Source organism: Desulfotruncus arcticus DSM 17038 (assembly GCF_900113335.1).
GTDB lineage: Bacteria > Bacillota > Desulfotomaculia > Desulfotomaculales > Desulfallaceae > Desulfotruncus > Desulfotruncus arcticus.
In genome coordinates, this window is record NZ_FOOX01000007.1 from 177965 (window position 1) to 191051 (window position 13087).

The window sequence follows — 13087 nt, forward strand, 5'->3', positions numbered from 1 at the left end:
TTTTTTCTGGGAGAGTAAAATATATGTAAGTATTCAGGAGTCAGAAGTCAGAATAATGTTGGGGTACAATTCAATGGTTTAAAAAACCATAAGGAATGCAAGGAATCCCTACTGAATTCTAATTAGTAATTTTTAGTTACCTATATAGTAAAAAATATATTATATAGGGAATCAAAGGAGTGCGAAAGAGGTATGGCATTAATGAGAAGCTTATTGAGATGGATGGAAAGAAATCTGGAGAAGCCATTTGTTGAGATTGAATTGAACCGGGCCCAGTTGGATTGCGAAAAGAAAGGTAATACCGGGCAGTCAAATCGCAACACCAAACCTGCGAAAATTATTCCCCTGAGGGCGACCAAATAAATGGGCGGCATGCTTATTCAATGGGGGAGTTTAATAAAGATACTTTTTAAACCTCTAGTTAAAGAATTAGCCCCACCGTTAATAAACAATAACGGCCGGGGCTTATTTTTGTGTATGGATATTCATATGGAAGTTACTACCTACTAGAAATTTTCACGTTACTTGTATCTGGCGCTCCGGTGGTTCCCTCCGCTGCTCAATTTTCCTTGTAGCTTTAATAGTTATTTATGGTTAACGCTTGCTCCGGGAAGCAACCGGATCGCCTTCCAACTGTATCTAATTTTCACCATATGATGGCACTGTGTTTATCCCCGTTCCTATATCTCCCCTTCCCTCTGTGTAAACATGGGCAACGTTTTTGTTAACGGGAGGCTATATATTTTACGCATTCTGTCAGGAATTTGGGGGGGGTAAGAGGCTGTAAGGCTTGGTGTTTACTGTTTTTTCGCTTTAAACTTTAACTGGCATTATTTTTGCTCAATTAAGAATTATACTCTCATCGAATTATGGAGGTGATTAATTTAGTTATAGTTTCATGAAATCACAACATATAAACTAAAAACTTTTAAATGAAGTTTCAAAAAATTCACTCAAAACTAAATGTGTAACAAAACATTTACACTAAATATAGAATTGGAGTTGAGTAAATATGGCAAATAAGGAACTAAAGGAACTTGACCTGGTGCTCAAAGAAAAAGAATCGGAAATTAAAAAGGGCGGAGCCAGGAAATACCACGAAAGCAACGCCAAAAAGGGCAAGCTCTTTGCCAGGGAAAGGATCGAGCTTTTATTGGATCCCGGGTCAATCATGGTGGAAGACGGCTTGTATGCCAATAACCTGGCGGACGGGCTGCCGGCAGACGGCGTTGTTACCGCGGTGGGCAAAATTCACGGCAGAACAGTGTGTTTGATGGCCAATGATTCTACGATTAAGGCGGGATCATGGGGCTGGCGTACAGTGGAGAAAATTATTCGGATTCAGGAAACGGCTATTAATATGAAAGTGCCGATGCTCTACCTGGTTGACTCAGCCGGGGCCAGGATAACCGACCAAATAGAGATGTTTCCCGGGCGCCGCGGGGCCGGCAAAATATTTTATAACGAAGTGAAAATGTCCGGCATGATTCCACAGATTTGTTTGCTTTTTGGCCCGTCAGCGGCTGGTGGGGCGTATATTCCCGCTTTTTGCGACGTTGTATTTATGGTGGACGGTAATGCCAGCATGTATCTTGGTTCGCCCAGAATGGCGGAAATGGTAATTTTCGAAAAGGTAACACTGGAGGAAATGGGCGGAGCCAGGATGCACTGCACTGTCAGCGGGTGTGGGGATCTACTGGTGGCAAAGGAACAGGAAGCCATTGAATCCTGCCGCCGTTATCTAACTTACATGCCACAAAATTATCGGGAAAAGACAGCTCCGGTGGATGCACAGCCTCCGGTTGAGGGGCGGGATATAGAAGAAATTGTGCCGGCTGAAGAGAATACCCCCTTTGATATGTACGAGGTAATTAATAGGATAATTGACAAGGACAGTTGGTTTGAAATCAAGAAACTGTTTGCTCCCGAATTAATTACGGGGCTGGCCCGTATTGACGGGCGTGTGGTTGGCATACTGGCCAACCAGTCTATGGAAAAAGGCGGTGTACTGTTTGTGGATTCGGCAGATAAAGCCGCCAAGTTTATGAATTTATGTGATGCATTCAATATACCTCTGTTGTTTTTGATGGATGTGCCAGGATTTATGATCGGTTCAGCCGTTGAACGCCAGGGCATTATCCGCCACGGGGCTAAAATGATTTCGGCCATGTCTCAGGCTACCGTGCCCAAAGTATCAGTAGTGGTCCGCAAAGCTTACGGAGCGGGGCTTTATGCCATGTGTGGCCCGGCCTTTGAACCGGATTGCTGCATGGCCCTGCCCACCGCAATGATTGCTGTGATGGGTCCCCAGGCGGCCGTGAATGCTGTTTATGAAAATAAGATTATGGCTCTGCCGCCGGAGGAAAGGCCTGCCTTTATCCAGCAAAAACGTGAGGAATATGCCAAAGATGTAGATAACTACCGACTGACTTCAGAACTGGTTGTGGATCATATGGTAAGCGGAACCGAATTGCGTGATGAATTAATTCGCAGATTTGCTCTCTATGAGTCCAAAGATAAACAGTTTGCCGAGCGTAAACACCCTGTGTACCCGGTTTAAAGGAGAGGGGATACACCTCCTCTTTGGGGAATCTGCGGGGTCCGTACCCTTAGTGACTTATAGAAGGGATGTGGTAATAATGCAATATGAGAATATCAAGCTGACCAGGGATGGTCACATAGCTGTTATGACGTTTAACCGTCCTCAGGCCATGAATGCCATCAGCACCCAGACCGCCAGGGAAATTCTGGCCGCATTGGAGGAACTTGAGCAGGACGACGAGGTGTTCGCCGCTGTTTTTACCGCTGCAGGGGACAGGGCCTTCTGTGTGGGAGCTGATTTAAAAGAAAGAAAAACTATGACACGCGAGGAAATGAAGAAACAGCGGGCATTATTCGTCAGGGCTTTTACCGCGGTGGCTGAGTTTCCCAAGCCCTTAATAGCTGCCGTTAACGGGTTTGCCCTGGGCGGGGGCTGTGAATTTGCCCTCTGCTGTGACTTTATCATTGCTTCGGAGCAGGCTGCTTTCGGACTGCCGGAGGTAGGGCTGGCAATAATTCCGGGCGGTGGCGGCACCCAGCTGATGCCTCGGGTGATTGGCCGCAATAAGGCTAAGGAATTAATATTTACCGGCCGTCGTATCAGTGCCGCTGAGGCTTATGATATCGGGTTGGCCAACCATGTTGTTCCGGCTGACAAGTTGATGGAAAAAACCATGGAAATTATGCGGGAAATCACCAAAAACGGGCCGGTGGCGCTGCGGCAGGCCAAACGGTCGATTAACCTGGGTGTGGAACTGGAACTGCATACCGCTCTGGCACTTGAGGCTGAATGTTATAATGTCTGCTTAACTACCGAGGACCGGGACGAGGGCCTGCTGGCATTCAATGAAAAGCGCAAACCGGTGTACAAGGGCAGATAACTAAAAAATCACAGGAGGACATTAGTATGTTTCAATTGAAATATCCCAATAAGGTTAGAATAGGTGATATTACCGTCCGGGACGGTTTCCAGCATGAAGAGTTTACTATCCCCACCCGGGCCAAGCTATGGGTTTTAGAGGAACTGATCCTGGCTGGTTTTAAAGAAATTGAAGTTACTAATCTGGGCAACCCCAGGGGGATGCCCCAGTTTGCCGACGCCGACGAACTGTTTAAAATGCTGTATAACTCTAGAAGGGTTAAGGAAAAACTGCCGGAGATAGAACTTACAGCTATAACCATCAGGGAGAAAGCTGTGGACCGCGCTATTGAGTTAAAACAAAAAGGTTATGGCCCTACTCGTATTTTGCAAATGGTGTCAACCTCGCCTTCTCATATGTATAAAAATTCCGGACTTGATCACAAAGGCTACTGGAAAATGACCGAAGAGTGCATCAAGAAGGCCCATGACGCGGGCATTAAAGTAAACGGCACCGTTAGCACCATCTGGGGCTGCCCCATTGAAGGCCCGACAGAATTGAAAAAGGCCGTTGAATTCACCAAAAGGTACCTGGATATAGGCGCTGACGACATAGAACACGCTGATCACGATGGTTCTGCACCGCCCAATAAAGTATACGAGTATTTTTCGATGATCCTTGATGCTATGCCCGACCCCAATTTGCACGTGGCTCACTTTCATGTAACCAGAGGTTGGGGCCTCGCCAATGTGCTGGCCGCGCTTCAGGCAGGTATTACCCGTTTTGAAAGCACAATGGGCGGCACCGGCGGTCAGCCGTCCAATTTTGTTGACGGGTCTCCTGTTACCGGAACCGGTGCTTATTACTACCAGGACCCCAATATTGTCGGGCTGGTTTCCACCGAGGACATGGTGGTAATGATGGATGAAATGGGCATTGACACCGGAGTTGATGTTGACAGGGTGTTGGAAATCGGACGGATGATGGAAAAAATTCTTAACCGCAAGCTGCGCAGCGAGTGCATCAGGACCGGTCGCATTCCCAAGGAAGCAACCGGGTTTTAAAAAAACAGTTAACCGGGGGTTTATATGCGTTGGCCGGATAAGGTTTTAGTCAGGGAAGTGGGTCCTCGAGACGGGCTGCAATATGAAAAAGCAATACTTGCTACGGATAGAAAGATTGCTTTAATCAATGGTTTAATTGGGGCAGGGGTTGTAGCCATAGAGGCTACTTCCTTTGTCCATCCCAGGGCGGTGCCGCAGTTGGGTGACGCGGAAAAATTACTGGAGGGGCTGGCTGAATACGGCTCTGAGGTTGTAATTAGTGCCCTGGTGGGCAACGCCAGGGGTATGGAACGGGCATTGGCCATGACCCACACACAGCTTAGTGAGGTGGTGGTGGTAGTATCGGCCAGTGAGGCACATAATCGCGCCAATTTAAACCGTTCAATTGACGAATCTTTGGCCGAGTTATATGAAATCAGCAATATGGCAATAGGGAAAATTAATGTTCGTGGTGCGGTAGCTACTGCTTTAGGCTGCCCTTACCAGGGAAATATAAGCTTTCACCAAGTCAACAGGGTTATTGACGGCATGTTGGCGGCAGGTATAGGGGAAATAACCCTTGCCGACACGGCAGGGATGGGCAATCCCAGACAGGTATATGAGCTTGTCACACAATTAAAAGGCATTTATCCCGGTGTAACTTGGTCTTTGCATTTGCATGACACTTGTGGCTTGGGTATGGCTAACATTGTTATGGGGATACTGGCGGGAATTTCGGTGCTTGAAAGCTCGGTGGGCGGGCTGGGAGGATGCCCGTTCATACCTGGTGCTGCCGGTAATGTGGCAACGGGGGAGACGATAAAACTGCTGCGGAAGATGGGGATTGATACAGGTATTGACCTTGAAAGGATTAACCAGTGCACCCGAAAGCTCAGTGGTTGGCTTGGCCGCTAAGATCTAAGGACATTGCTTCTCCTCTGTCTGTTAGGTAATACAGGTTGCGGGGACGGCCCCTTTTGCTGGCGCAGCCATAAAAAATATCAAAACCGGCATTGCCTGTTTCCACCAGGTACTGCAGGTAGCGATGAACAGTAGGGTAAGCCAGGCTAACTTCACGGCAGATATCTTCGATGGCCAGCGTGCTGTTGGTGGCTTTGAGACAGTTGACGATAAGTCTCAGGGTGGCGTTATTAATACCCTTATCCACAAATATTTCCTTTTGTTCTCTGGCCGAAGCTCTCAATAACTCACCTATTTTAATGTTTATATTAATTCTGCTGATCAAGTCCGGTGCTTTGATTGGTTTAAGGGCAAAATCAGTTGCTCCGGCGTCTAAAAAGGCATCAGCAATTTGCTGTCTTTCGTCCACCGTCAGCACTAGCACCGGAATTGTTGCATCAGTTTTTCTGATTCTTTTTACCGTTGCCAGTCCGTCTATTTTAGGCATGTGATAATCAACCAGGACAATGTCCGGTTTTTTTTCTATAAATAATTTCAGCCCCTTCTGGCCATCGGGTGCTGCTATTGCATTCAGGCCGGCCTGGGAACATATTTCCGTTATGGTAAAGCGGATATCCTCATCGTCATCAATAACCAGGACTAACTTTTTTTCCCCAGTCAAGTGTTTTCCCCCCGTAACCTTATGGTAAAGGTGGTTCCAATTTCGGAATCGCTTAAAACCTCGATTTCTCCTCCGTGGTCTTCAACGACTTTTTTTACAAAGGGCAGTCCCAGCCCCGAGGTGTTTTTGGTGCTAAAGCCTGTAATCCAAATTTTGTTCAAATTTTCCGCAGATATTCCTATTCCGTTGTCATAAACCGAAAAATATGTTTCTCCGGCTGCGTCTCCGGTTGAGATGCATATTTTGCCCTGTGGAACCCCCTTGGTTGCTTCCAAAGCGTTTTCCACCAGGTTGATCATTGCCCGGGCAAACCTGACCCGGTTGACCTTAATCATGGCAGAAGAGTTTTCCAGATTAAATTCTATTTGCTGTTCCAGTTTTTCAGGAATAAGTTGTGCTCTTACGTAGTTAATTAGATCGGATACTGCTATTTCCCTTTTTATTTTTTCATATAGTATTTCAGAAATCATTTCATTCATGTTTTGTACAGAGCGGTCAATTCGATTGAAATATTGCCGATTTTTGGCATCCTGCCCGTATTTCATCTCCAGTAATGAACAAAGGCCGTTGATCGTGGTCAGCGGTGTTTTTAAATCATGTACCAGTGAGTGCATTTCCTGAAGAGACCTGGCTTGAACCAGCTGCAGGCGATAGTGCTGCAGTTGGTTTTCCCTTTGCTTGTCCTTTTCCAATTGCTGCAATTGCTTATAGTGGTTATTAATTAAAATAGATGTTATAAAGGCTATAGTTACCAGCGGGATAAAAAAACACATACTGATAAAATCCATTACCGCTGTCGACTGAAGGAAATTTGCAGCCAGTTTCATGCTCACGGCCACTTCATCCTTGCCAACACCAATTGCTCCCAATGAGGGGGACAGGTCCAGCCAATAACAGCCTAAAAGGAGCTGCGCGGTGGTGGTGCACCTGTGAATAACCCAGAGTCTCTTATGTCCGGGGGTGGCGGTAAAAAATAAAAAACAGGTCATAATCAGCGGTACATATACATCGGGGTGATTTTCAGTAAACAATAGCACCAGGTAATAAATGGAAGCTATAATAATCAAATTAACTGCAAACTCTGTATATCTGTTAATTTTATCCGGAAAAAGTTTATTGACTGTTACGTTGCTAATAATCAGGCTGCCCATCAGCAGCGGTAATGATGCAGCGGTCCTGATCAGGGAATACAGACCGGCGGCCAGTATTAGCAGGCTGCTGTTCGTATTGTCAATACTGGCCTCTATTTGGTCGATAACCAGAAAAAGCCATGGTTCCGAAATGAAGATCATGGCAATTGATATATATATTAATATCAGGCCACTAAACGGGCTGAATAGGTTTTTCCCCGTCATTTTTTCACCTACTACCGGAAAGCGGAGTTAAGCGGCGGTTTTAGGTAGAGAATGTTTGGCGCAACGGTATACGGTGTTCCTCTTTCCGCCGCGATGCTGCTGAACAGTCCGTCAAAATCACTTTCTTTGACCACTACCAGGTAATTGGCCTGGGTTGCAAATTCGTTGATTAAAATATCATCTTTGGAGTTCCGGCGGTTTTTGCCTCCCAGGTGCACTACAATTACAGCCCCTCCTTTTTGTTGGGCTGCAGATACCAGGCCCTGTACCCGTTTAATTTCATCATCCAGGCTCATCCCAACCTTTTTTAGGCCTGTATCGCTATAACCCAAAACCAAAACCAGGCTTTCATACCATTGAGTTAAATCTTCACCAGTGGCTTCGCGGCGGAAGGAGTGGGAAATATTTAATTCTTTTAGCATTTCGGCCACGATCAGACCGTCAGTGCTTTGGCCGGCGGAAGTAACCAGGACCCTTTTTTTGGCAATGGGGTATGGAAGATGGGGCAGTGTCCACGCTGCTTCACCCCCGCATTGGGGTGCCGGCCCCGGGAGAAAAAGGGCTATGGATATTGTTATTAACAGCAATGAGGGTAAGATCAACTTGCGCAAGTGATTCGTCTCCTTAGAAGAGTTTTCACGTTACTGTTATCTGGCGCTCCGGTGGTTCCCTCCGTGCGCTGCGCAATTTTCCTGTATTCAATCATTCGTTGTCCGGCTTAAAAAACCTGCCCTGTTTGTCATATCCCAAATAATGCTTTGGTAAGGAGCTGCCATTGTGACATGCCCAAAAATTAAACACAGCGGTATGCTGTGTTTGAGGGGGATAATTATTTAACTGGCAGTTAATTGTTGTTTCTGAGCCTGGGATCCAGTGCGTCGCGCAGGCCGTCGCCCAGCAGGTTAAAGCCCAGAACCGTAAAAAGTATTGCTATGCCTGGAAACATAATCACCCAGGGAGCTATATTCATTACGTCTTTCCCTTTGTTTAGCATGATTCCCCATTCCGGTGTGGGCGGCTGGGCGCCAAGGCCAAGAAAACTCAGACCGGCAGCGTCCAGGATGGCTGTCCCGATACCAAGTGTGGCCTGCACAATCAGGGGGGCCAGGCAATTTGGCAGCACATGTTTCATGATAATGCGCAAACTGCCGCAGCCGCTGACTTTAGCGGCTTCAATGTACTCCATCTCTTTAACTGAAAGAACCGCGCCCCGCACCACTCTGGCATAGATAGGTATACCCACCACACCAATGGCAATCATGGCGTTATTGAGACCGGGTCCCAGCATGGCCGTAATGGCTATAGCCAGCAAGATGTAAGGAAAAGCCATGACAATGTCGATGACCCGCATTATGGCCATATCCAGCTTACCTCCGAAGTAACCTGATATCGCCCCCAGGAATGTTCCAAAAATTAAAGAAATGCCAACTGCCAGTAGGCCAACCTGGATGGAAATACGAGAGCCGTAAATAATTCTGCTTAATATATCCCGTCCCAACTCGTCGGTTCCTAAAAAATGTGTGGCCGAAGGAGCTTGCAGCCTGCTCGGTAGGTCCGGGGCGACAGGATCGTATGGCGCTAGAAGCGGGGCCAGAAGGGCGGTTAAAAGCAATATACAAACAATTATCAGGCCAAAAATGGCTGTTTTCTGGCGCAGCAGGCGCTGCATGCCTTCCATCCAGGGAGCTCTGATGGCCGGTTCTATAGCCATGCCGGCTTTCTCTGTTGTCACTTTTATTTCTTGTGCCGTCATGTTTAACCTCCTAGTCGAGTCGGATCCTGGGATCAACATAAGTATAAAGTATATCCACGATCAGGTTGATGATTACAAACACCAGAGCCACCATCAGTATACCGCCCTGGACAATCGGAATGTCCCTGGCGGAAATAGCCACAAACAGCCAGCGTCCAACACCGGGCCACGAAAAAATAGCCTCAGTCATTACGGCGCCGCCCAGCAGGTAACCAAATTGAAGGCCAATTACCGTCAGTACGGGCAAAAAAGCGTTTTTCAGGGCGTGGCGGAAAATAACCAGCCGGCCGGGCAAACCCTTGGCCCAAGCTGTGCGGATATAATCCTGCCCCAGAACTTCCATCATGCTTGAACGGGTAACCCGGGCAACCATAGCCATGGGGATGGTGGAAAGTGCAATGGACGGCATGATAATATGCGCCAGCACATCTTTAAATGCTTTCCAGTTCCCCGTAATAATGCTGTCAAGGAGGTACATGTTGGTGATTTTATGCAGCTCGACCCCCACACTAATCCTTCCGGATGGTGGCAAAATATGCAGGTTTACTCCAAAGAACCAGATCATCATCAGGCCGAGCCAGAAAATAGGGATAGAAACCCCGAAAAGGGCTGCCCCCATGGAGATATTATCAAAAAAGGAATACGGCTTAACCGAGGAAATTATTCCTGCCAGGCCACCGACTATAACTGCAATAAGCATGGCGAAAAAGGCCAGCTCTAAGGTTGCCGGGAATTTACTGGCCATTTCCTCGGTTACCGGCAGCTTGCTTCTTATCGAGCCGCCCAAATCTCCATGCAGAGCATGGTTGGCAAAACGGAGGTATTGAACCGGCAAAGGATCGTTTAGCCCCAATGTTTCTCTTAATTCCTCCATTGCCTTGGGCGTTGCCCTTTCGCCCAGCATCATCCGGGCCGGGTCACCGGGTACGAGGTGAATGAGCATAAAAGATAATATAGATACACCTATGATTACTGGAACGATCATTAATAATCTTTTAATTATATAATTAAGCATTGTTGTCCCCCTCAAAAAGAGGTTTGACCGGCAGCCGGCCGGGCCGCCGGTCAAAGCGTGTGATTACACGTTATTGGTTTCGGTTATTGAACACTTACGTTGTTGATTTTTTCCACACCGGTCGGGTGAGGTATATACCCCTTGACGTATTTCATTAAAACAATGGGGTCGGTAGAGTGATCAAGCGGCACCATGGGCGCGTCATTGTGAATAATTTCCTGGGCCTGCTTATAGAGATCAGCTCTCTTGTCCTGATCCATTTCGCGCTGAGCCTTGATGAACAGGTCATGCACCTGGTCGTTCTTATAGAAGGAATAGTTGGAGGAACTTCCTTTAACGGCATTGTCTTTGTCCAGCAATACATACAGGAAGTTGTCCGGGTCACCGTTGTCGCCGGTCCAGCCCAACAGAACCATGTCGTGTTCACCGTTTTCGGCTTTTTCCAGGTACTGGCCCCATTCGTAGCTGACAATTTCAGCTTTAATGCCTACAGCTGCCAGGTCGGCCTGAATGGCTTCGGCAATTTTCTGAGGCTGCTGCATATAAGGCCTGGGTACCGGCATGGCCCATAAAGTGGTTTCAAAACCGTCGGGGAAACCGGCTTCAGCCAGCAGCGCTTTAGCTTTGGCGGGATCATATTCGTAATCCGTGATATCGTCATTATAACCCCACAGTGAAGGAGGCATCGGGTTTTTGGCCGGCTTGGCCAGCCCGGCAAAGAATGCGTCGATAATAGCCTGTTTGTTAATGGCGTGGCTGATGGCCTGACGCACTTTAAGGTTGTCAAAAGGTTCCTTTTCCATATTCAGAGACAGGTAGCCTATGTTCATGCTGGGTCTTAAAATAATTTGGAAATTCTCATTGCTCTTGGCGGCTGCAACGTCATCGGGGTTGATGCCGTCCATCATATCGATGGTTCCCGCCTGCAGTTCCAGGAAGCGGGCTGCGTTATCGGGAATGGAGCGGAAAACAGCCTTGTCAACTTTGGCCTTTTCACCCCAGTATTCGTTGTTTTTCTCCAGCACAATTCTGTCGTCGGGAACCCATTCTACAAATTTGAACGGGCCGGTGCCCACAGGGTTTTTAAAGAAGTCGTTGCCGTATTTTTCCAGTGCGGTGGGGCTGGCTATACCGAAGGAGAACATGGCAATGTTTTGGATAAAGGGTGCTGAAGGCTCCCGCAGTGTAATCTTAACTTCGTAGTCGCCGGTTTTTTCGCAGGATTTGACGATGCTGTCTTCGTCATAACCATTGAACATATACATCCAGTACTTGCATTCGCCGTTATTCAGCGGGTTGTCCTTTTTCATCCAGCGGTTGAAGTTGTAGACAACAGCATCAGCGTTAAAAGGAGTTCCGTCGTGGAATTTTACATCGTCCCGCAGTTTGAAGGTCCAGACCAGGCCGTCTTCGGATACCGACCATTCTTTGGCCAGAGCGGGGCGAACCTCGGTGTTTTCAGGTTTGTATTCCACCAAAGTGTCGAAAACGTTGATGGTAACCTTGGCGGCTTCGCCATCGGTGGCTATGGCCGGGTCAAGCACGGGCGAGTCGCCGCCGCGGCCCCAAACCAGAACATTCTCCGATTTTTGCGCTCCGGTTGCGCCCCCGTCGTTGGATTCCTCTTTGGAACCGCCGCAGCCCGCAACCAGGAGCGACAATGCCAGCACCATCAGAGAGCAAAACAAAAATACTCTTCGTTTCACTAATTCAACCTCCTCATTTTTGTTAGCCTGAATAAAAATGCTACTCTTTCAATCGCGGTGGTAACCACCTCCTTAGTATGTACCTGAATTACCATAAATGACATGCAACATGATGTTCTGATCCTGCGTCTTTCAGCGGTGGTTCCTCAGCCCGGCATATTTCCATGGCTTCCGGGCAGCGTGTATGAAACCTGCAGCCTGAAGGAGGATTGATTGGACTGGGGACATCTCCCGTTAATAAAATTCTTTCCTTGACTTGGTTTGGTTTGGGAACCGGAATAGCGGACAGCAAAGCTTTGGTGTACGGGTGTCGGGGACTGGCGTAAAGCCGGCGGTAGCCCGCAAGCTCCATTATCTTGCCCAGGTACATTACTGCCACCCGGTTGCTGATATGTTTAACCACACTCAGGTCATGGGAAATGAAAATTAAGGTCAAACCAAAGTTTTTTTGTAGATCTTCCAGCAGGTTGATAACCTGGGCTTGAATTGATACATCCAGAGCTGAAACCGGTTCGTCGCAGATGATCAGTTTGGGGTTGACGGTCAGGGCTCTGGCAATGCCAATTCTCTGCCGCTGTCCGCCGCTGAATTCATGTGGGTACCTGGCGGCGTGGGAGGCATCCAGTCCAACTGTTTCCAGAAGTGATTTAACCCGGTCCCGCAAATCCTTTCCGGCAGCTATTTTGTTGACCAGCATGGGTTCTGCAATGATATCGCCCACAGACATGCGCGGATTTAGGGAAGCGTAAGGGTCTTGAAAAACCATTTGGATTTTGCTGCGCAGGGGACGAAAACCGGTCTGGCTCAAATGGGTGATATCTTGTCCCTGGAAGGTTATTTTGCCCTCTGTCGGTTCCAGCAAACGCACAATCAGCCTGCCTGCGGTTGATTTGCCGCATCCGCTTTCTCCCACCAGGCCAATGATCTCACCCTCCCGGACCTCCAGGTTGATCCCATCAACCGCTTTTACGTTGCCGGCGATTTTGGGGATGATACCCTTGGTAATGGGGAAATATTTTTTTAAATTTTCAATTTTTAGCAAGGGTTCTCCCGCTGACATCTATATCACACCTCGTTATTGTTCTGGAAAAGTTTTAAAGTTACTTGTATCTGGCGCCCTGGTGGTTCCCTCCGTGCGCTCTGCAATTTTCCTTATATCTTTTATAGTTATTTGTAGCTAACGCTTGCAACAGACAACCTGGCGAAACTTTACGCCCTTATAGGGCCAAGCT

General features: G+C 47.7%; 12 protein-coding genes. 5 read left to right on the top strand and 7 right to left on the bottom strand.

Features of this window, described 5'->3' with window-relative positions; genetic code table 11:
• Positions 1 to 201: 201 nt before the first annotated feature.
• The 5 genes from BM056_RS26210 (at position 202) to BM056_RS11255 (ending at position 5359) form a co-directional block, all read left to right on the top strand.
• Complete coding sequence (locus BM056_RS26210; protein ID WP_165613482.1) at positions 202 to 363, top strand: hypothetical protein; 162 nt, start codon at positions 202 to 204, stop codon at positions 361 to 363.
• A gap of 649 nt (positions 364 to 1012) precedes the next feature.
• A complete protein-coding gene (locus BM056_RS11240) occupies positions 1013 to 2560 on the top strand; it encodes an acyl-CoA carboxylase subunit beta (RefSeq protein WP_092471503.1) in 1548 nt (515 codons plus the stop codon).
• A 79-nt stretch (positions 2561 to 2639) separates the two neighbouring features.
• The gene (locus BM056_RS11245) at positions 2640 to 3422 is read left to right on the top strand and encodes an enoyl-CoA hydratase-related protein (protein ID WP_092471504.1); all 783 of its coding nucleotides are present in this window, start codon (positions 2640 to 2642) and stop codon (positions 3420 to 3422) included.
• Between the two features lie 26 nt (positions 3423 to 3448).
• Positions 3449 to 4465, top strand: coding sequence for a hydroxymethylglutaryl-CoA lyase-like TIM-barrel protein (locus tag BM056_RS11250; RefSeq protein ID WP_092471505.1), 1017 nt, complete (start codon positions 3449 to 3451; stop codon positions 4463 to 4465).
• Positions 4466 to 4489: 24 nt separating this feature from the next.
• Entirely contained in the window at positions 4490 to 5359 is an 870-nt protein-coding gene (locus BM056_RS11255; RefSeq protein ID WP_092471506.1) for a hydroxymethylglutaryl-CoA lyase, read from the top strand.
• Here the strand turns inward: BM056_RS11255 and BM056_RS11260 are convergent.
• The 7 genes from BM056_RS11260 to BM056_RS11290 all read right to left on the bottom strand — a co-directional run bounded on the left by BM056_RS11260 (position 5337) and on the right by BM056_RS11290 (position 12915).
• A complete protein-coding gene (locus tag BM056_RS11260) occupies positions 5337 to 6026 on the bottom strand; it encodes a response regulator (RefSeq protein ID WP_092471507.1) in 690 nt (229 codons plus the stop codon). The two genes, BM056_RS11255 and BM056_RS11260, sit on opposite strands and share 23 nt — an antisense overlap.
• Complete coding sequence (locus BM056_RS11265; RefSeq protein WP_165613483.1) at positions 6023 to 7318, bottom strand: sensor histidine kinase; 1296 nt, start codon at positions 7316 to 7318, stop codon at positions 6023 to 6025. Before BM056_RS11265 ends, BM056_RS11260 begins: the two co-directional genes overlap by 4 nt.
• 74 nt (positions 7319 to 7392) lie before the next feature.
• Positions 7393 to 7992, bottom strand: a complete 600-nt coding sequence (locus BM056_RS11270; protein ID WP_092471509.1) for a DUF6305 family protein — start codon at positions 7990 to 7992, stop codon at positions 7393 to 7395.
• A 233-nt stretch (positions 7993 to 8225) separates the two neighbouring features.
• Complete coding sequence (nikC, locus tag BM056_RS11275) at positions 8226 to 9134, bottom strand: nickel transporter permease (protein ID WP_207648177.1); 909 nt, start codon at positions 9132 to 9134, stop codon at positions 8226 to 8228.
• 10 nt (positions 9135 to 9144) lie between these two features.
• Positions 9145 to 10149 (bottom strand): ABC transporter permease, encoded by a 1005-nt coding sequence (locus tag BM056_RS11280; protein ID WP_092471510.1) that lies wholly within the window; start codon positions 10147 to 10149, stop codon positions 9145 to 9147.
• Between the two features lie 83 nt (positions 10150 to 10232).
• On the bottom strand, positions 10233 to 11855 hold the full coding sequence (locus BM056_RS11285; RefSeq protein ID WP_238456423.1) for an ABC transporter substrate-binding protein: 1623 nt from the start codon (positions 11853 to 11855) through the stop codon (positions 10233 to 10235).
• 88 nt (positions 11856 to 11943) lie between these two features.
• On the bottom strand, positions 11944 to 12915 hold the full coding sequence (locus BM056_RS11290) for an ABC transporter ATP-binding protein (RefSeq protein ID WP_092471511.1): 972 nt from the start codon (positions 12913 to 12915) through the stop codon (positions 11944 to 11946).
• Positions 12916 to 13087: the final 172 nt, after the last annotated feature.